At 70.2% G+C, this 20,357-nt stretch carries 13 protein-coding genes and 1 pseudogene; 8 read left to right on the plus strand and 6 right to left on the minus strand.

Features of this window, described 5'->3' with window-relative positions:
* The first annotated feature begins 28 nt into the window (after positions 1 to 28).
* From OH768_RS33535 to OH768_RS33555, 5 genes are all read left to right on the plus strand, one after another.
* Entirely contained in the window at positions 29 to 577 is a 549-nt protein-coding gene (locus OH768_RS33535) for a hypothetical protein (protein ID WP_406459698.1), read from the plus strand.
* Positions 574 to 2,460 carry a DUF4012 domain-containing protein gene (locus OH768_RS33540; protein ID WP_406459699.1) on the plus strand — a complete coding sequence of 629 codons (1,887 nt, stop codon included), beginning with the start codon at positions 574 to 576 and terminating at the stop codon, positions 2,458 to 2,460. Before OH768_RS33535 ends, OH768_RS33540 begins: the two co-directional genes overlap by 4 nt.
* Positions 2,453 to 3,286 (plus strand): glutaminyl-peptide cyclotransferase, encoded by an 834-nt coding sequence (locus OH768_RS33545; protein WP_406459700.1) that lies wholly within the window; start codon positions 2,453 to 2,455, stop codon positions 3,284 to 3,286. Before OH768_RS33540 ends, OH768_RS33545 begins: the two co-directional genes overlap by 8 nt.
* A gap of 217 nt (positions 3,287 to 3,503) precedes the next feature.
* Complete coding sequence (locus tag OH768_RS33550) at positions 3,504 to 4,976, plus strand: sugar transferase (protein ID WP_406459701.1); 1,473 nt, start codon at positions 3,504 to 3,506, stop codon at positions 4,974 to 4,976.
* Positions 4,977 to 5,155: 179 nt separating this feature from the next.
* Positions 5,156 to 6,319, plus strand: coding sequence for a hypothetical protein (locus tag OH768_RS33555; protein ID WP_406459702.1), 1,164 nt, complete (start codon positions 5,156 to 5,158; stop codon positions 6,317 to 6,319).
* Here the strand turns inward: OH768_RS33555 and asnB are convergent.
* Positions 6,295 to 8,202, minus strand: coding sequence for an asparagine synthase (glutamine-hydrolyzing) (gene asnB, locus OH768_RS33560; protein ID WP_406459703.1), 1,908 nt, complete (start codon positions 8,200 to 8,202; stop codon positions 6,295 to 6,297). The two genes, OH768_RS33555 and asnB, sit on opposite strands and share 25 nt — an antisense overlap.
* Entirely contained in the window at positions 8,202 to 10,499 is a 2,298-nt protein-coding gene (locus tag OH768_RS33565) for a bi-domain-containing oxidoreductase (RefSeq protein WP_406459704.1), read from the minus strand. The genes asnB and OH768_RS33565 overlap by 1 nt, the downstream gene beginning before the upstream one ends.
* A 262-nt stretch (positions 10,500 to 10,761) precedes the next feature.
* On the opposite strand from OH768_RS33565, the gene wecB reads away from it, so the two are divergent.
* Positions 10,762 to 12,090 (plus strand): non-hydrolyzing UDP-N-acetylglucosamine 2-epimerase, encoded by a 1,329-nt coding sequence (gene wecB / locus OH768_RS33570; RefSeq protein ID WP_406459705.1) that lies wholly within the window; start codon positions 10,762 to 10,764, stop codon positions 12,088 to 12,090.
* On the opposite strand, the pseudogene wecC reads toward wecB, so the two are convergent.
* Positions 11,992 to 13,170: pseudogene (gene wecC, locus OH768_RS33575) on the minus strand (UDP-N-acetyl-D-mannosamine dehydrogenase); the annotation flags it as partial. The gene wecB and the pseudogene wecC sit on opposite strands and share 99 nt — an antisense overlap.
* 214 nt (positions 13,171 to 13,384) lie before the next feature.
* Between wecC and OH768_RS33580 the strand changes: the two are divergent.
* Positions 13,385 to 14,197: a class I SAM-dependent methyltransferase gene (locus OH768_RS33580; RefSeq protein ID WP_406459706.1), complete on the plus strand. Its 813-nt coding sequence runs from the start codon at positions 13,385 to 13,387 to the stop codon at positions 14,195 to 14,197.
* 208 nt (positions 14,198 to 14,405) lie between these two features.
* Here the strand turns inward: OH768_RS33580 and OH768_RS33585 are convergent, their stop codons facing one another.
* On the minus strand, positions 14,406 to 15,545 hold the full coding sequence (locus OH768_RS33585; RefSeq protein ID WP_406459707.1) for an acyltransferase family protein: 1,140 nt from the start codon (positions 15,543 to 15,545) through the stop codon (positions 14,406 to 14,408).
* Between the two features lie 453 nt (positions 15,546 to 15,998).
* Between OH768_RS33585 and OH768_RS33590 the strand changes: the two genes are divergently transcribed.
* Positions 15,999 to 16,802, plus strand: coding sequence for an FkbM family methyltransferase (locus OH768_RS33590; protein ID WP_406459708.1), 804 nt, complete (start codon positions 15,999 to 16,001; stop codon positions 16,800 to 16,802).
* Positions 16,803 to 16,837: 35 nt separating this feature from the next.
* Here OH768_RS33590 and OH768_RS33595 read toward each other — a convergent pair whose 3' ends face one another.
* On the minus strand, positions 16,838 to 18,175 hold the full coding sequence (locus OH768_RS33595; protein WP_406459709.1) for a lipopolysaccharide biosynthesis protein: 1,338 nt from the start codon (positions 18,173 to 18,175) through the stop codon (positions 16,838 to 16,840).
* A 413-nt stretch (positions 18,176 to 18,588) separates the two neighbouring features.
* Positions 18,589 to 19,983 carry an O-antigen ligase family protein gene (locus OH768_RS33600; protein WP_406459710.1) on the minus strand — a complete coding sequence of 465 codons (1,395 nt, stop codon included), beginning with the start codon at positions 19,981 to 19,983 and terminating at the stop codon, positions 18,589 to 18,591.
* Between the last annotated feature and the right edge of the window lie 374 nt (positions 19,984 to 20,357).

Consider the following 20,357-nt stretch of genomic DNA (forward strand, 5'->3'; position numbering starts at 1 on the left):
GGACTGAAGTCGAGGAGAGTGAAAGAAGATGACGGCATCGCCCAGATGGCGGGTTGCTCTGGCATCGGCAGCATCGGCTGCCGTGCTCGTCGCGGCACCGCTGGTGGGGGCGCAGACCGCCCACGCGCAGTACCCTCCACCGCCCCCGAGCCTCACCCTCAGCAGCACCACGATGCCCGCCGGAGGTGCACTGACCTTCCGCGGCACCGGCTTCGCCGCCAGGCAGCTGGTCACCGCGTGGCTGTTCTCGAATGAAGTCGTCCTGGGCAGGTACAGGGCGGACAGGAGCGGAGTCGTCAGAGGCGATGTGACCATCCCCAGGCGCATGGCGCTGGGCAGCCATACGTTCAAACTGATCGCCCGCCACCCCGGCCTGACGCTTTCCTCCCCTATCACGGTGCAGGGCAGGGTCGGTCGGCCAGGCAACCAAACCGGCCTTTCGTGGCACACCCATCACCGCCCGAACCTCGCGGAAACCGGCAGTGAAAAGGCCCTGGCGCTGGGCGGCTCCGCGGCGGGGCTGGTCGCGGCGGGCGGGGGCACGATGCTGGCCGTGCGGCGTCGCCGCAGTTCATGACGGAGCAGGACATCGGCAAGGCGGAACCAAGGCGTCCCGGCCGGGGCCGGGACGCCTTCCGCATGCGCAGGCCCGGCCGCTCCCGCGAGGGGGCACCGGGCCGCCGTCGCGTGCTCAGGAACACCCTGCTGGCCGCCGCGGCGCTTCCACTGGCCGGCGCCGTCTGGATCGGTGTCACCGGGCTGCTCGCCCGTTCGGAGCTGATCGCGGCGGGGCGGGACCTCGACGCGCTGCGGGAGTCGGTGGCGCCCGTGTCCGGCGCCGCCTCCGGTGCCGTGCCCGCGTCCGCCCAGGAGCGGGAACGGGAGGTGCGTTCCGCCGCCGCCCACGCCGCTCGGGCACATCGCCTCACCACCGGCCCGGCCTGGTACCCCGCGGCCGAGCTGCCCTTCATCGGCGGCCCGCTCAGGACCGTGCGCGGGGCCGCGTACGCGGCCGACCGGCTGGCCGGCGATGTGCTGTCCCCGCTGGTGCGAGCCTTGCCGGCACCCACGCCTGACAGCCGCGGTGACGGGATGTCCGAGGCCCTCATGACCTTGCAGAAGCACGCGCCGGAAGTCGTCCGGGCCGCCCGCGCCGCGGTCGAGGTGCGGGCCGACGTGCACGGGCTGCCCCGGTCCACCTGGTTGCCGGCGGCCGACCGGGCACGGGCCGGGCTCGCGCGGCAGATCGACCGCCTCGGCCCGGTGATGACCGATGCCTCCCTGGCGGCCCGCGTCCTGCCGGCCATGCTCGGCGCCCAAGGGGAACGGCGCTATTTCCTCGCGTTCCAGAACATCGCCGAGGCGCGTGGTACCGGGGGCGTTCCGGGGGCTTTCGCCGTGCTGTCGGCCGACCGGGGGCATCTGTCCTTCGAGCGGTTCGGCAACAACACCGAGATGGCCACAGCGAAGACGGACCTCGACCTGGGAGCCGACTTCGCGGCCCGCTACCAGGGCAGCGAGCCCACCCGCGTGTGGGCCAACTCCAACATGAGCCCGCACTTCCCCTACGCGGCCCGCATCTGGGCCGCGGCGTGGCGCGAACACACCGGCGAGCGCGTGGACGGTGTGTTCGCCGTCGACCCCACCACGTTGAGCCGTTTCCTGCGCGTCACCGGCCCGGCCCGCATGGCGGGCGGCACTGAGCTCACCGCCGACAACGTCGTGGACCTCACCGAACGCGCCAGCTACGCGATGTACGACGACGTCGCCCGGCGCAAGGCGTTCTTCGTCGAGGCGGCCCGCGCCGCCGCCGGACCCCTGATCACCGCGACCGGCGACATGCGCCGGCTGCCCGCCCTGCTCGTCGCCCTGAACGACGCCCAGCGGGACGGACGGCTGAAGGTGTGGAGCGCGCATGCGGCGGAGCAACGTCTCATCGAGTCGCGCCCCTACTCGGGCACGCTCCCCGAGACTCCCGGCCCCTTCGCTGGGCTGGTGGTGAACAACGCGGCCGGCTCCAAACTGGACTACTACCTCGACCGGAGCCTGGTCTGGGAAGCGAACGGCTGCTCCAGCGGCGAACGCCCGGTCACCGCGACCGTGAACCTGACCAACCGGGCCCCGGTCTCCGGGCTGCCCGGTTACGTCACACTGCGGGAGGACTCCCCGCCCTACCGCACCCGGCCGGGTGACAACCGGCTCCTGGTGTCGTACTACGCGGGCGTCGGCGCCACCCTGACCGACGCCACCCTGGACGGCCGCCCGGTGGAGGTCGCGCCCGGCGTCGAACGCGGCCACTCCGTGTACACGTTGGACCTGGAGCTGCCCGCCCGCTCCCGCCGCACGCTGGTGCTGCACCTGCTGGAGCCGCACGCGGACCGCGCCCCGGTCCTCCTGCCGCAGAGCCTGGTGACGCCACTGCGAGCCACACTGAAACCGGGCGGTTCCTGCCGTGTCTGAGCGCTCGCGTCGTACCAGGGCGGCCGTACTCCTGGGTGTACTGCTGCTCACATCGTGCGCGACGGGGGAGCGCGCCCCGGACGATCCGGCAGGCGGGGCCGCGGATGGGCGGCGGGTCGCCGCGCACCGGGTCGAGCACCTGCGGGTCAAGGTGCTCAAGACCTTTTCGCACGACCCGCAGGCGTTCACCCAGGGACTCGAGATGGTCGGCGACACGCTCTACGAAGGCACTGGCATCTCCGGCCGGTCCTCGGTACGGGCAGGGCCTTTGGGCAAGAAGCCCACGGTCCGAACGGCACTCCCCGCGCCTTTGTTCGGCGAGGGTGTCACCGTGCTCGGCCGAACCCTGTGGCAGCTCACCTGGCGGAACCGGACCGCCATCGAGCGCGACGCCAGGACGCTCGTGGAGCTGCGTCGCGTCCCGTACCGCGACGACGGCTGGGGCGTGTGCCTCGAACGGACCCGGCACCGCTTGGTGACCAGCGACGGCTCGTCACGGCTGACGTTCCGTGACCCCAGGACGCTCGCGAAGACGGGCGAGGTCGCCGTGACCGAAGGGGGCAGGCCGGTGACGGAGCTGAACGAGCTGGAGTGCGTCGGTGCCGCCGTGTATGCGAACGTGCTCTTCACCGACCGGATCGTGCGCATCGATCCCGTCACCGGAGCGGTGACGGCGAGCATCGACGCCTCGGGCCTGCTGCGCGACGACGAACTCGTCCCGGGGTCCACGCTGAACGGTATCGCAGCGGTCCCCGGCACTCATCAGTTCCTGATCACCGGGAAGTTCTGGCCCAGAATGTTCCGTGTCGCGTTGGTCCCGGCCTGACGGACGTGCGGCCCCGCACGCCTTGTCCGTGGCCTTCCGGGGACCCCTCGACTCCCGGCCCGGCGTCGGCATATGCACGGGGCATGGAGCTCTGCCCATCGGGTGAGAATTGCCCGCAGTCCAGCGTCGCACCCCGCAGTTCACCGGGCAGCCATTCACACTCGAATAGTCCTTTTTTGATGCGCTTGGAGGGCAAATGTGGCTGTTCGGGGAGACGATGCCCCATGTACCAGCGGCAAGGCCTGCGCAGGCGCAGGTCATCCGGGAGCAGCCGCCGACCGGCCGCCGCACCGGCAAGCCCGTCTGGTACGCGCCGGCCGCCGTCATCGGCGACGTGGCCAGCGCCGCCGTGCCGGTGTTTCTGGCCTTCGCGCTGGCCGGCGGCACCCATGCCGCGGCCTATGCGATGGCGGCGGCCGCAGCATGGCTTCTCGTGCGCGGCGCACGGGACCGCTACGGCGAGCGCTGTCTCGGTGAGCGCGACAACATCGGCCCCGCGCTGCAGGACTGGCTGGTGCTGGTCGGACTGCTCGCGGTGGTGCGGGCGGCGACAGGCGAGGAGTCCCCGTTCCTCCTCGCGCTGGCTGCCCTGGTGCCCTGCGCCCCGATGAGCGCCGCCGTAAGGAATCTGATCCACCGTCACCTGGTGGCGCGACGCCGCGACGGCCGGACCGTCCGCAGGGCCCTGGTGATCGGGGAGGCGAACGCTGTCGACGGTCTGGTGAGCCACCTCGCGAAGCGGACCGACCACGAGTTCGTCGTCGTCGGGGTGTGCCCGATCGGCGACGAGGACCCGCACGCACTGGCCCCGGTCGCCGCCCGTATCGGCCGGCAGGCACCGCCACGCCCGTCGGCCGACTCCGCCCCGGTACTGGAGGCGGCCCGCCGGCTCTACGCGGACGTGGTCCTCGTCGTGCCGGGACCGTACATGAACGGAACGCGCCTGCGGCGGCTGTCGTGGGCCCTGCACGGCGAGGAATGCCCGCTCGTGGTCGTACCGGGTCTGGCCGAGGTTGCCGGACGTCGGGTGGGCGTCCTCTCCGTGGCCGGGCTCACCATGCTGGCCGTGGCCCCGCCCCTGAGGCGGGGGCTTGCGACGCTGCTCAAGTCGGTGACGGACCGGCTGGGCGCGGCGCTGTTGATCGTGCTGCTCGCCCCGGTGTTCGTGGCGGTGGCCCTCGCCGTACGGATGGACTCCCCGGGTCCCGCCGTGCATCGGCAGACGCGCATCGGACGCGGCGGAAAACCGTTCACCATGGCCAAGTTCCGCACCATGGTCGTCGACGCGGAGCGACTGAGACACCAGTTGACCGGGACCAACGAGCAGGACGGCCGCATGTTCAAGATCCGCCGCGATCCGCGGATCACCCGCGTCGGCCGCGTGCTGCGCCGCTGTTCCCTGGACGAACTGCCCCAGCTGTTCAACGTGGTCCGGGGACACATGTCCCTGGTCGGTCCGCGCCCGCCGCTGCCCGACGAGGTTGCCGGTTACGACGAGGTGGAGCGGCGCCGGCTGGCCGTCAAGCCGGGGCTCACCGGGCTGTGGCAGGTCAGCGGCCGCTCCGACCTCTCCTGGGACGAGACGGTCGCCCTGGACCTCAGGTACGTGGACAACTGGTCCCCGTCGGGGGACCTCGGGGTGCTGTGCCGGACGGTGGGGGCCGTCGTAGCGGGAAGAGGCGCCTACTGAGCAGCTGCCCGCCCCGCCACCACGCGCGACAGCACCGACGACATCCACTGATGTCCACGGCATCCACCAGCACCGGCGATCCCCCTGGAGGGCCCATGCCGCCCGGAAGCCCCATCGACCACTCACCCCGGGACCCTTTCGGACCTGACCGCCTCGGCTCGCCCGTCGAGGCTACGGACGTGCTCGCCTTGGCGGACCGGCTCTTCCGGTGGGCCGACGCCCGCGACTGGGCGGGCCCGGACCCGTACGACGGGCTGACCGGGCCGCTGGGACGGCTGGCCGTGCACCGTGTGCTTCGGCAGGTGCTCCTGCAGACCGTCAAACGCAGCCGGATCGACCTGCGTCCGGTGCTGGGCATTCACCCGCTGCGCACCGCGACGGCCGCCGGAACCGCGGCCGGCGCCTGCGCCAGGCTCTCGGCCTCCCCCGTGTGGCGGGAGCGCGCCCTCCGACTGGGCCGGTCGGCGGCCGCGGAGCAGTTGTGCGGGCGCTACGCCGGGCTGTGGCGCTACGAGTTCGATGTGCAGACCCGCTGGGCGTACTACCCCGCCTCCGTCCCGAACCTCGTGGCCACCACCTTCTGCGCGGACGGCTGTCTGGACACCGGGACGCTCGACGACGAGGCGGTACGGTCCCTTGCTCACGGGCTCCTGGAACACCTGCACAACGGCGAGTTCTTCACCTACACACCGGCCAGTGACGTCCTCGTCCACAACGCCAACCTCATGGGTGCCGCGCTCGCCGCCCGCCTGGCCCGCACCGGGACGCTCCCCGACGAACTGGCGAACCGCCTGGTCGATGCCGCCCGCGGTGCCGTCGAGGTGAGCCTGGACGGGCAGCGCCCCGACGGCTCGTGGCCCTACGGACGGGGCCCGCGGCTGGGCTGGGTGGACGGCTTCCACACGGGGTACGTGCTGCTGCGCCTCGAACAGGCGGGAACGCTGCTCGGCGTTGACGTCCAGCACCCCCTCGCACGAGGAGTGGACCACTACCTGCGGCACCTGTTCGACGGCCCCCTGCCCCGCTACTTCGCGGACGGCCGGAGCAGACGGGACCCGAACAACGACGCCACGGCGGTACGGATGGTGGCATGGGCGGCCCAGCACGGCTTCTGCCGGGCCGACTTCACCCGGGCCGTGCTGGCGGCCGTCGTGGACCGCTACCCCGGTCTCGGCGCGGACACGCGGGCCGGCGGCTCCCCGCGGAACGGGTCCCTGTGGGAGTCGCCCCGGTGGAGCGCCGCTCCCCTCCTGGACGCACTGACCGCCCTCCACGCCGTCCTGCCGGGCGGCCCGCACCCGTCCGCCCCGGCCGCCGCTCAGCCGACGACGGCCGCCTCGTAGCCCGACAGGACGTCCGCGGTCCGCCCCGCGCCTCCCGTCGCGTTCCGCTCCCACCACACGGCCGCGCAGAACAGCCCGAACACGGCGAGCCCCCGGTCGCGTCGGCCCCGGACGTGTTCGGCGACGAGGCGGTCGGCGGTCCGCCGGTCGAAGACGTCGTCGAACAGCGGGGAGCGCCGTACCTCGGCCCACAGACGGTCACCGTGCTCGCGCAGCAGCGACCGCACCGGCGCCCCGAACCCCGTCTTGGGGCGCCTGGCGACGAACTCCGGCACACCGGACGCCACCGCCGCCGCGCGGAAGCGCGCCTTGCCGTCGCCCAGCCGCAGTTGCTCCTCCGCGACGGCGCCGAGGGCGGCGGCCACCACCGGCTCCCCCAGGAACGGCACCCGCAGCTCGACGCTCGCCCGCATCGACGCGCGGTCGCCGTACAGCAGGTTCAACCCCGGCAGAAACAGTCGCCGGTCGCACTCCGCCAGCGCGGAGAGGGGCGTCCCGCCCGCGTCCAGCACGCCGCTCGCCACCTCGCGATGCCGCTCGGTGACCGCCTCCAGTCCGACGAGCGGTGACAGCGCCGCCCACTCCCGCCCCGAGTAGTACGCCTGAGTCGCCCACGACCAGTCGCGGGGGCCGAGCTGGAGCAGCCGCCCGAACTTGTCCGCACGGCCCCGGTAGCGCCGGGGTCCGGGGACCAGGGTGGTGGCGCCGAGAGCGGGGCGCGCCCACGCGGGAAGCCGTTGCAGCAGCAGCACGGCCTGATAGCGCTCGTAGCCGAGGAAAAGTTCCTCGACGCCGAGCCCCGACAGCAGCACGGTCGCCGCACCGCGTGCGGCGCGGGAGAGCTGCATGAGGGTGACGGCGGCCGGGTCCCCGAAGGGGAGCTCCATGGTGGTGACCAGCTCCGGGATCCGGCGCAGTACATCGACGTCCAGGTCGACCCATGTCAGCGGCAGGCCCAGCTGTCGGGCGACCCGGGCGGCGTAGGGTGCGTCGTCCTCGAACGGCTCCGAGGCGATCGTCTTGGTGCGCGCTCTGGCGGCGAAGGCGGGTCCGGCGAAGCCCTTCCTGCTCATCTCCACGCCCAGCCAGGTGCTGTCCAGCCCTCCGCTCAGCAACAGCCCCACCGCCACGTCCGCGCGCATCTGCCGGGCGACCGACGCGCGGACGGCGGCACCGATGTCCTCGGCGGGCATCGCGGCGCCGGCCCGCCACCAAGGTGACGCCGCGTCATAGCCGGGAGCGCGCCGGGACAGCACCGTCCCGGCCGGTACGGCGCGAACGCGCTGCCAGCCGGTCCGCGGCGGCGGCGTCCACAGGAACATGGCACCCTGCGCCACCGCGACCGGGTCGGCGCCGCCGGTCAGCCCGGCGGCCCGCAGGGGTTCGATCTCACTGGCGAGCGCGACCGTGCGGCCCGCCGCGTCCGAAGCCGCGTACAGCGGTTTGACGCCCAGTCGGTCACGCCCGTAGCGCAGCTCGCCGTCGGGCAGGAGGAGGACGAAGGCGAACATGCCGTCCACCTGGTCGAGCAGCCGCGGCGCGTCAGGCTGCAGCAGCAGTTCGTAGAGAACCTCGGTGTCGCCCTCGGTCGTGAACGTCACATGCCGCTTCCGCAGCACCTCACGCAGGTGCGCAGCGTTGTAGATCTCGCCGTTGTAGACCAGCACGCCCCTCTTCGGGGAGCCGAAGGGCTGGTCGCTTCTCGGATCGAGGTCCACGACGGCCAGGCGGCGGAAGTGCAGCGCCGCGTACCAGTTGCCACCGCCGAGGTCCAGGTGTCCGCTCGCGTCGGGGCCACGGTGCGCGAGCGCCGCGCACGGGTCCCCGTGCGACGGCGGCAGGTTTCGCGCGGCGTGGTTCAGCAGGACGACGAAGCCGCACATCAGAGTGCCGCCGTGGTCGATGGGGAACCATCGGCCGGGTAGGCAGCCTGCCCACCCGGTTTCGGGACGGCGCCCGAGGCGCCGGGACCGGGCGGCGGACACCCCAGTGCCCTGGCCAGAGCCGGCGTGCGGGGGGCGGTCCCCACGACGCCATCCTCCGTGAGGGAGCGGGCCGCGCGGCAGGCGACGAGGGAACTCCACAGCGCCGAGGCGAAGTCGGCGGCGGCAGCGGTCTCCTCGCCGAGGGGCTCGCCCCGGACGAGGCGGACGAGGGAGTGCATCTCGGCCGCGTGCCCCTTCGGGCCGCCCCGGTACTTCGTCGTGACCGCCCTGCCCCCCTTCCACACGGTGAGCGAGCGGAAGTCGTCGATCCTGGCCGCCATCCGGTCGGTGGCCACTTCCAGGAGTTCCTTGGGAGCGCCGGGCGGCGTCAGCCCCCCGTACACGATGGACGCGGCCGACCCGTCGTCGTAGGTGATCTGCAGGGTGAGGCTCTGCGCGGCGGCCGGGTCCCGCGCATCCACACCGACCGCCCGCACACCGACCGGCCTGCCGGGGACCAGGAAGCCCGCGGTATCGATGAAGTGGCACACCTCGCCGAGCAGACGGCCACCCTGCCCAGGGTCGAAGTACCAGTGGTCGGCCGGGAGCCGGCCCGCGAACACCCGGTGCACGACCTGGAGAGGCGCGCCCGCGGGGAGCACGGCACGAAGGTCCCGCACCGAGGGAGCGAACCGCCGGTTGAACCCCGCCATCGCCGGGGCGCCGGAGACCAACCACGCGTCCGCGACGTCCTCCAGTTCCGTCTCCGTCAGGCCCAGCGGCTTCTCGCAGTACAGGGCGGCACCCCCGCGCAGCACCCGCGCCGCGTACTGGCCGTGGCTGTCATGGCGGCTGAGCACCATCACGCAGTCCGCGTCACCCGAGGCGAGGCCGGTGTCGACGCTCTCGGCCACGGTACGAAAACCCCACCGCCGGCCCTGGTGCGCGGCGGACAGCCCCCGTCCGCCGGCGACCCAGGAGAACGCGACACCGGGTTCCCGTTCCAGCTCGGGGAAGAGCGTCCTCGTGGCGAAGTTGCCCGCGCCGATCGCCGCGAGCCGCAAGATGCCGCTGGGGGCGGTCCAGGTGCGGCAGCCCGCGTCCGGAGCCGGCCGGGACGGGAGCTGCGCGGTTGCGGAGTAGCGCAGCAGCAGGGCGACGCTGCGTCCGGCGGTCGACGGCTTCAGCGCCTCGTACGCCTCGGCCGCGTCCTCGACGGGGAAGACCCGCGGCTTGAGCCGGGCGAAGTCCACCGCGCCCGTCGCCAGGAGCCGCAGCACCTCGGCGAGGTTGCGCCGTTCTGTCCATGGGACATAGCCCTCCGGGTACGGATGGCCGTCCTCCTCGAAGCGGGCGTCGTACCGGCCGGGGCCGTAGGACCGCGCATAACGGATCGTCAATTCCTTGTGGTAGTACGACGACCGCGGCGGTGCGACGTTTACGTCACCGACGACCACCACGGTGGCGCGGTCACGGGCGAGGAGGCCGGCGAACTCGACGGGGTCGGAACTGGACGTGGCGGCGGTGATGAGCACCGCGTCCGCGTCGGCGCCTGCCCAGTGCCGGGAGACGGCGCCGGGCAGGCCGTCCGCCTTCCGCGGGAAGGCCACCAGACCCGCCGACTCGGCGAGCGCCACCATGGCGGGGTCGGGATCGACACCCACCCCGTCGTATCCGTAGGCGCGCAGCAGTTGGAGCGTGATCTGGCCGACCAGGCCGAGGCCGATGACGGCGATCCGTGAGCCCGGCACCACCTCGGCCTGGTGGATGCCCTGAAGCGCGATCGCGCCGACCGTGGCGAAGGCGGCCCATTGGGTGTCCACGCCGTCCGGCACGGGGACGACAAGGTTACGGGGCACGGCGACGATCTCCGCGTGCGACGCGTAGCGGGCCCCGGCGGCAGCCACCCGCATCCCGGGGCGGATGTCGTCGGCCCCCTCGCCGGTCCGCAGGACGGTGCCCGCGCAGGAGTACCCGAGCTGCACCGGACGGTCCAGTCGGTCCTGGACCGTCCGGTAGGTCTCGACGAGGCCCGTTCGCTTCACGCTGTCGAGCACCTGCGCCACCTGCTCGGGCCGCTGCCGTGCCTTGCCGAGCAGGCTCTGCGCGCCGGTCGAGACGGTGGCCCGTTCCGTACCTGCGCTGATGAGCGACCAGTCGTTGCGGATCACCACCACACCGGCGGCTGCTTCGGGGGCGGGAATTTCTCCCACCGTGATGGCGCCGGTGCGCGGGGACAGGAGGACTGTTTTCATTTCCTGCCTTTACGGGGAGGGATCGCGGCCCAGCGCACTGTAGGGAGGGCAAATCACCGGCACATGCGCTTCTCTCCCGGAACGGACCAGACGGACGAACATCTCCATACGGCCGGGTGAACATGCCTCCGGCATGATGGGTGTTGTCACGGAATACCGATTCTCTGGTGCCCGGCGAGCGCTTCTTTTGCTCCGGGAACTACGGCCACCGGTGGGTGCCGCCCCGGCAGCGGTCCGGTGCCCGCTCGGAAGGAGAATTCGAGTGAAGCGACTGATGGTCGTCTACGGAACGAGACCGGAGGCCATCAAAATGGCCCCGGTCATCGAGGCACTCCACCGGTCCCCGATATTCCGGCCGACAGTGACGGTGACCGCCCAGCACCGCGGACTGCTCGACCAGGTCCACGCGTTGTTCGGCATCCGAGCCGACCACGATCTGGACATCCTCAGCGAGCGCCAGTCCCTCGCCGACATCACCGTGCGTGTCCTCGACGGGCTGTGCCCGCTGCTGCGGCACGAGCGCCCGGAGGCGGTGCTGGTCCAGGGGGACACCACGACCGCGTTCGCCGGGGCCCTCGCCGCCTTCTACAGCCAGGTCCCCGTGGTCCACCTGGAGGCGGGACTGCGTACCGGCGACCGGTACTCGCCCTTCCCCGAGGAGATCAACCGCCGGCTCGCGACCCAGCTGGCGTCCCTGCATCTGGCGCCCACCCCTCACGCGCGGGACAACCTGCTGCGGGACGGCGTCCACCCGTCGTCCGTCGTGGTCACCGGGAACACGGTCATCGACGCCCTGCTCTGGGCGGTCGGGCGCAAGGCGCACTACGAGGACCCGGCCCTGGCCGACCTCGACGACACGGCCCGCCGGGTCCTGCTGGTGACGGCCCATCGCCGGGAGTCGTGGGGAGGCGGAATGGAGTCCATCGGCGGTGCCCTCGCCGATCTGGCGCGTGCCGAGCCCGACCTCCTCATCGTGCTCCCGCTGCACCCCAATCCGGTCGTACGGGCGGCGATCCTGCCCCAGGTCGCCCACATCGGCAGCATCCGCCTGACGGAACCGCTGGCCTACGGGGCGTTCGCCCGGCTGATGAACCGTGCGCACATCATCCTGACCGACAGCGGGGGCGTCCAGGAGGAGGGGCCGGGCCTCGGCAAGCCCGTGCTGGTCATACGGGACACCACGGAGCGCCCGGAGGCCCTCCGGGCCGGAACGAGCCGCCTGGTGGGAACCGACCGTGAGCACATCGTGAAGCAGGTGCGGTTGCTGCTGCACGACCGTGGGGCGTACGCGGCCATGGCGAAGGCGGTGAACCCGTACGGCGACGGGCGCGCCGCGGACCGTACCGTACGGGCGATCGGGCACTGGATGGGCCTGTGCGGGCGCCCCGCGGAGTTCGGCGACGCGCCGGACTCCGCGGGTGACCTGGCGTCAGCTCCAGATGCCGCGGGTGTCGAAGACGGCCTTGCCGCGCAGCGCGGTGCGTTTGACACCGCGGAAGGCATCGTGGTCCACGAGCAGCACGACGACATCGGCGTCCCGCACCGCGGTGGTGACGTCGACGAGTTCGGCCACGCCCGTTTGCGCCAGTGACTCCGGCAGTTCCCTGATGTGCGGTTCCGCGACCAGCAGCCGGCCCAGCTGACGCTCGGCCAGCTGTGTGACGATGTGCAGGGCGGGGCTCTCCCGGAGGTCGTCGATGTTCGCCTTGAAGGCGAGACCGAGGCAGGCGATCACCGGGTCCTTGAACCTGCCGGCCGTCCGGACGACCTCGCCGAGCACATAGTCGGGCCGCTCGTCGTTGACCTCGCGGGCGAGCCGGATGAGACGCGACTGCCGGGGCGCGGTGCCGACGATGAACCAGGGATCAATGGCGATGCAGTGCCCGCCCACGCCCGGCCCCGGGCGCAGGATGTCGACTCGCGGGTGACGGTTGGCCAGGGCGATGACGTCGCCCGCGTCGATGCCGAGGTGGTCGCAGACCATGGACAGTTCGTTCGCAAAGGCGATGTTGACGTCTCGGAACGCGTTCTCGCTGAGCTTCGCCATCTCCGCCGTGGTGGCGTCGGTGAGCAGGCATTCCCCCTTGGCGAACACCTCGTAGAGCGCGCGTGCCCGGTCGGCGCAGCCTTCGCCCACGCCGCCGACGACACGGTCGTTCGTCACGATCTCGATCATCGTCCGGCCCGGCAGGACGCGTTCGGGGCAGTGGGCGACCCGCACGTCGGGCGCGTCGCCCACGTCGTGCGGGAAGGTCAGGTCGGGCCGGTGCTTGCCCAGCCACCGGGACAACTCGACGGTGGTGCCGGGTGGTGAGGTCGACTCGAGGATGACGAGGTCACCGGCTTTGAGCACCTCGGCCACCGAGGCCGCGGCGCTGCGCACGTACGACAGGTCCGCCGTGCGGTCCTCCTGGAGCGGGGTGGGGACGGCGATGATGAAGGCGTCGGCGGGCTCGGGCGCGCCGGTCGCCCGCAGCCGGCCCATGGCCACAGCCCCGCTGACGGCCACCGCCAGATCCGGTTCGACGAAGGGGGCACGGCCGGCGTTGATGAGTTCGACGGTGGCGGGGTTGACGTCGACACCGACGACGTCGATGCCGTGGGTGGCGAGGGCGGCGGCGGTGGGGAGGCCGATGTAGCCGAGGCCGACGACGCAGACAGTGGAAAACACCGGGAGAATTTCCTTTCGGGGGGTGCACAGGGAACCGGTCGATTGCGGTCCGGCGAAAACTCAGGAGGCACCTCACAGAATGGACCGGGAGGACACTCGTCGCCTGACAAGCGCGCCGTGCCGACGGACGCATGTTACGGCCGGACGTGTGAATTACGTTTCCCGAGCACGGGGGGCCGGGCCATGAAGGTTACTAGCGGAATATTGTCCCGGCATGACTGAAACCTTGAGTAGGTCCACAATTGGGCACCTTCAAGAACGCGCCCACGGAGATGGTCATGATTATGTGAAAGGTTCTCCGCATATCCGGCATCACCATATCCGCGAGCGAGTGGTCTCGGGCGTGCACAACCTGGTGGGTAAGGTCATCGAACGGAATGGCCAGTGCCGGGTCCTCGAGGTCGGCGCCGGGCATGGAACCTTCACCGACCATCTGGTGGCGGCCGGGGCGAAGGTCGAGGTGACGGAGATGAGCGCCCCCAGCGCGGCGGTTCTTCGGCACCGTTTCCGGAACAATCCGCACGTCACCGTCATTCATGACCCTGAAGGAAAGGCGATCTTCCGCCCGGAGTCGCTCGACGCCGTGGTGTGCATCTCTGTACTTCACCATATCCCGGACTACCTGGGTGCCGTCGAACATCTCGTTCAACGTATTGTTCCCGGCGGTGTTTTCTTCAGCATTCAGGACCCCTTGTGGTATCCGCGCAGGTCGGGACTTTCCATGAACCTGGATCACGGCGCTTATCTTCTTTGGAGGCTCGGCCAGGGTGAACTGCGCCGTGGCCTGGCCACCAGGGTGCGCCGCCTGCGCGGCCGCTACGACGAGACGAACGAGGCGGATATGTCGGAGTACCACGTCGTCCGGCAGGGAGTGGACGAGGTGGCCCTGCAGGGGCTCCTGGCACCGGTGTTTCACGATGTGGAGCTGGAACGTTACTGGTCGACGCAGTCAGGAGTGCTGCAGGCGCTGGGGGAACGATTCGCTCCTGCCACCACATTCGGGCTCTTCGCACGGAACCGCCGCTGAGCGGCGTCTCCGCTCAGGAGACGGACCCGCGAGGAACCCCTCCGCGCCCGCTGGAGGCTCGTCTCCCTGACCGGACCTAGTCATGGCACATCGTTCCCCTCCGGGCCCGCGAAGCGCAGGTGGAAGGGTCGGCGGCTCGGCGTCCTGCGCCGTCGGCCACCGCCGGCCCAGCGCCGGGCGGTGTGGGACGGCCGCTGTGAGGCGTCCTTCACATGGAGCGTTCCGAAGCCTGTGCCTGTGCGGCTGTCGGGCAGTCCTCCCCGACGCGATCACGGGGCAGACCACGGGGGACCGGGATGCGCAGTGGCTCCTCGCTCTTTCTGGTCAGACGGCGAGTCAGCCACCGTCGTGCCGGTGTTTCGAACACGTCCGTGAGGACGAGGCTTCCTGCTACCAGCCCGGCCAGGAAGAGCAGTCCGCCCCATGGAGCAATGGCTTCGAGCCGCCATCCGGCAAACTGCAGGACGGCCGCATACAGAAGGGCTGCCAGCGGGCGGTGCAGTACGTACACACAGTAGGACGCTTTGCCCAATGATTCGTAGATGCCCTGGGTGGCAGCCCGCGGCTCGTTCCTCGCGCCGAGCAGGACAATAAGCGGAAACACCAGCAGCACAGACAGCAGTTGCACGATCGGACCGGGGCTGAAGAGCGCCATGACCGGCAGCACGCCCATCAACATCAACGGTGGAATCTTCGGCGTGCGCAGCTTGTCCTTGAGACGGTGGACCAGCAGGCCCGCGCCGAAGGAGTAACCCACCCGCGCCAGCCCCCCGGGAAAGGTTGTCCAAGTAAGGCCCAGCGCCGGGGCTTCGATGTACATCAAGGCACAGACGTAAAGTCCGCCGCACACCAGAACCGTACCGAAAAGAATCTTAACCGATTGCAGCGGCCGCCAGAAAGTAACCCAGAGAAGGTTCGCGAGCAGCTCGAAGAAGATCGACCACATCGGTCCATTGAGAGGGAACAGCCCCTGACCCATCGGCGCGGGAAGCATGAATGCCGCAAACGGAACGGTGATGAACAGCTCCGCCCAGCTCCAATGTTCCGTGGGTGAATTGTATGTGATGCACAATGCCGCATGCGCGACGCCCAAGAGAAATCCCATGCCATAGAGAGGGTACAGCCGCGCCCAGCGCTGACGCAGGAACGCCAGAGGGGTCATCCCGCGGCGGAGACGATCCTCGTAGGCATGGGCCAGCACAAAGCCACTCAGCGCGAAGAAAAGATCGACAGCCAGTGCCAGGAAGACCGGCGCCGATCCGAACAGCCGCGGAGAGTGCAGGAGGACAATACACAGGGCCGCAACACCACGGATTCCGTGAAGTGTCCGATAACTCTTGACCGGCACAGGCAGGCTGCCCCTTTGGGAGGTGAAGCGACTTGAACACTCGTCGTCCGCGTTAGCGGTGGTCACTTTAACCCTGGGCGCAAGGTTTGCGTTTGACGACCGGCCGCTTGACATGGGGCTTTACTTGATGCAACGAGGATTATCACTGTGATGGGCTCGCCGCTGTAATAAAAACGGCTTATCCCGCCGAAAGTGTGAATCGAATGCGTGCGCCCCCACATCTCCAGTAACCGTGATCCTGCCCGCGGATACGTTTCGCGTATGAGTCGCATTGAGGCCGATACATGCAAAAACGACGCAAGCAAGAGGACGGAATGCCATACGGACCGCGTGAGACCGCTCAAGGTCACGGTTCACGGGGGCGCGGGGGCCCGTCTCCAGGCAGCCGCCGTTCAACTGCTTGCACGAGCCGCCAGGCCGGTCGGCCATCGGGGTGTCCAGCGCCTGACATGGATGTTGTCCAAGCACTTCGACAGGGACAACCGGGTCACCGTCCTTATCGGCGAGGGCTCACGACTGCGCGTGTACCTCGACGACGGCTACTGGACGAAGCTGCTGGATCCCGGTTTCGCCTATGAGCCGGAGATCAGGGACATGCTCGACAGGGTGCTCACACCCGAGACGATCTTCCTGGACTGTGGCGCCAACATCGGCTTCTGGTCGGTGCTGACCCGCCATCGGGCCCGACGCGTCGTGGCGGTGGAGGCGAGCCCGGAGACCTTCCACCGGCTGACAGACAACATCGCCCTGAACGGCGGGGGAGTCGACGCCGTCCACGCCGCCCTCTGGGGACAGGACGACGCCTCGCTCTCCATCGTCGGCCACCATCTGTGCCACGCGGCGGCGTCCGTTTGCGAAAGAGACGCGGATGCGGGCCGGAACGGCTGGCGGTCGTTTGACGTCGCATCGGTGACCATCGACACGCTCCTGCGGCGCCACTGCGCCGGACTGAGCGGACCCGTCGTGGTCAAGCTGGATGTGGAAGGCGCGGAGATCCCGGCCGTCGAAGGCGCGAAGGAGACCCTCGCCGAACGCGATGTCGTCTTCCTGTTCGAGGACCACGGCCTGGACCCCACCTGCAAGGTCAGCCGTCATCTCCTGGACATGGGGATGGTGGTCATGTCACCGGGCAGACCCCGCCCGCTGACCATCCGGGAGATTGCCGCGGTGAAGGTCGAACCGACCCGGGGGTACAACTTCGCCGCCTGCCGGCCCGATGCGCCCTTCGTCGAGTTGCTGGCCCGCCCCCGGAACTGAGTGTCCCGACCCGCTCCGGCGCACGGACGCCGGGCTCAGCCCTTCCCGCCGTCGACCACGTCCCTGGCCGGTAGACCGCCCTGCACCGGCACGGTGTCCCTCGCGGGCCGTGCGCCCCGGGACGACGTCGTCGTGCGGGACAGCGCGATCCACACGGTGAAGACGGCGTAACCTGCCGCGCAGGCGAGGGCGGCTGCCGCAGGCCCCGCCCCGCCGAACAGGGACACGGCGGCGAACTCGGTCGCCGCGGCTGCCACGGCGATCACCGCCAAGTGCCTGCGTCGTCCGGTGTCACGAAGCTCAACGCCCTGGTAGAGGCGCCCCACCGCCAGGACAGCAGTGGCCGGTACCAGGAGGAGGACCGCGGGCTGCGCGGCCCGGTAGGCCTCACCGTAGAGAAGGGGCAGGGCGAAGTAGGCCAACGGGGTGAAGGCCCCGACGCAGACGGCGACCAGCATCAGGATCCTGCGCAACTCGACCGGGTGGCCCGGCCGCCCCCGCGAGACGAGAGGAAAGAGCGCTGCGGGGAGATAGCCGACGACCTCGGAGACATTGGTGGCGATGGCGTAGATCCCGAGGGTCCCGTCCGCCCCGACGACGGAGAGCGCCATCTGGTCGGAACGCTGCAGGACGTAGGTGGACCCGTTGAGGACATGGAGATCCACGTTCCCCCGGCACCAGACGAGAGCCATGTTCCGGTGCCACGCCGCCCTCCCCCGTCCGTGCCCGGCGGACGGGAGCAGCGGTCTTCCGGAACATGAGAGGCGGAGGAGGAAGGAGTTCACCACCGCCTGCGCGACGAGCGACACCGTGGCCACCTCCAGAGCCGACATGAGCCCGAGGGGAACGCAGAGGAGACAGCCGAGGACAGGTCCACAGTTCCCGAGGGTCCGTGCCACGATCAACCGACCCAGCCAACCGCTGCTCACCAGCATCCCGGTCGTCAGCCTGAACACCAGTCCGCCGTAGACGGCGGCGGTGGCACAGGGCGGAAGAAGCCACGACGGCTGCAGCCAGGGGGGCGTCCAACCGCCCACCGCGACCGCGGCGGTGGCCACCGCCGCGGTGGCCAGGAGCGTCCAGGCGAGGTAACCGGCAGCGAAAGACGCCCCTTCCGTCCGCACGTCCGCGAGGCCTCTGAGGACCCCCACCTCACCGCCCATCTCAAGGCACGTCAGGGCAAGAGTCGTGAACACCACAATGGACGCGTAGTGGCCCCGCTCGGTCGGCGCGAGCAGCCGCGCCACCAGGAGTGACCCCAGAAGCGCGGTGATCGCTCCGCCCATCACGCCGAGAAGAGCCAGCGAGGCCTCTCCGCGGAGCGACGCCGGGACGCGCGAGGCGGAGATGCCTTCCGTCCCCTTCCGCGTCATGGGCCGTCCGGACTCTCGGACCGGACGCGCCGCCGAGCACATGCGTATCCACGACCGCGGTCCCGGGCGACCGCCGTGGACCTCACGTCGCGCCCGCCGGACGTGCATACATGGCGCGGCGCTCCGCATCCGACGACGAGGGCGAACGACCGGACGGGAAAGGCAGATCCAGCATCCTCGCCCGGCACGGGTCCCCGGAGAGAAGTTCCCGCGGGGCGAGCCCAGTCCCGGCTCGCGACTGCGTCCCCGGGCGGACCGTCCTTCCGGTCGCCGCGCGGACCGGCGGACCGCAAGCCCTGGGTTTGTGTTTCGTGCATCGGATACTCCTCAACGGCCGATCGCACGGCCGAGTGGACAGCGCAGCGCCAGTCCTCCGGGCGCGGCGGCGGGTCGGCATCCGGGGCGAGCACCGGTCACCGCCGCCAGGACCGATGGGCGGTGGCGACCGACGGCCCGATGCCGGAGAGCGGCGGAGTAAGAGCGATGCCCGGGCTGCTCTGCCGTCTGAGGGGCGCCGAGCCGGTGTCCCCGGCCGGCACCGCGGTACGCGGAACACCGACGAGGGCGAAGGCACACGCCACGACCAGCCATGACGGCAGACCGATGTACGTGGTCTCGAAGGCCACGTTCGTGAAGGCGATACAGCAGACACCGACCGTCGCCCCGAACCAGGCGGACGCAACAGGATGGGAGCGCGCCCGCCACGTGCGCCACAACGTCGCCACGATCAGCAGCGCGAATGCGGTGCCCGCCAGCCAGCCCAGGTAGTAGACGTACCCGACGAAGGAGTTGTGGGGGCCCGACGCGGCCCTGTCGAGCTCCGCACCCTGGAACACGACCGCGATCGGGCGGCCCGCTCCGGCGCCGAGGAGGGGCTCGGACCGTGCGACATCAAGTGCCGTGCGCCACATGGCGTAGCGCAGTTCCACATTGTTGGCCGCCTCGCTGTCGGCATCGCTCTCACTTGCCTGCATCCGGCTTACCAGCCCACCGACGACCGGCAGGTCCGAAGGCTGCCGGTGCGCCACCGACACGCTGATCACAGCCACCAGCCCCACGATGAGGAAGCTCCAGGTCAGCGCGGGCCATTGGACCGTTCTACGGCGACACGCCCGGCTGGCCAGTGTGGTCGCGGCAATCGCCGCACCCACCGCAAGCAGCGGTCCGCGCTTGTCGGCTGCCGCCGTGAGGCAGGCGGCTCCGATCAGCGTCCACAGAAGCAGCCGGCTATCCCCTCTCTTGCGCAGGACCATGCCGAAGGCTCCGGCGATCGCCAGGTACAGCCCCACGGCGGCAGGAATGATCAACCGGCCCAGCACCATCATCAGGAGCGCGCCCGTGGTCGGCAGGTACAGGAGCCATCTCCTCCGGAGGAACTCCTCTACGGGCTGCGTGAGAAACCATGTCGCGGCGGCCCAGGCGAAAAGGGGATACAGCCCGAGGATGCAACCCTTCATCGCGCCCGGATAGCCCTGTGCCACACCACGGACTACTGCCTGGGCAGCGGCGAGGGCCAGCAGAATGGCACACATTCGGTATCCCCGCAGGCGAGACTCCGAAAGGGCTCGTGAAGCCCAGACCGGAGAACCGGCAAGGAGCGCGAGTACGACCAGGACATCCAGAAGGTAGACCGGATCGAGACCTACCGTCGCATAGTCCTTGCCGAACAGGAACAAAGGTGCCAGAGCTGCTCCCCACAGCGCCCAGACCGCCACCCTCCGAAATGCAGACACAAGGAGCAGGACGCCGACACAGGCGGCAGAAAACAAAAGCCCGAGCAGTGCGGAGTCCACACCCAACGTGCCCATGACGTCTCCTTCCGTCGTCCCGCTCTGTCCTACCACGCGGGCAGTCCCAACTCGGCGGATCATGGTCACGATTCCCCAGCGGATTCGGTCGGGAATTTTTATGAATAAATGGACAGTGCAGCAACTCCGTGTCGTCCTGGACTCCTCATGGGACGGGTGATCTCATGGTGAGGTCTTTACCGAAGAACCGCCCTCCGGCGAAGATGACCACGAGGGGCAGAGGGCGAGCGTCATCATTCCGAAAATCCGCTTTTCACCGCAGGCGCCATTGTTGATGCACAGGAGAAGGACAGTGTTCCCGATTCGCAAGGGAAGTCCTTCCACGACTTCATTGCCGAGAGTCCTTGTTTTGAGACACAGTGCGATCTTGGGTG

Source organism: Streptomyces sp. NBC_01622, assembly GCF_045209635.1.
GTDB lineage: Bacteria > Actinomycetota > Actinomycetes > Streptomycetales > Streptomycetaceae > Streptomyces.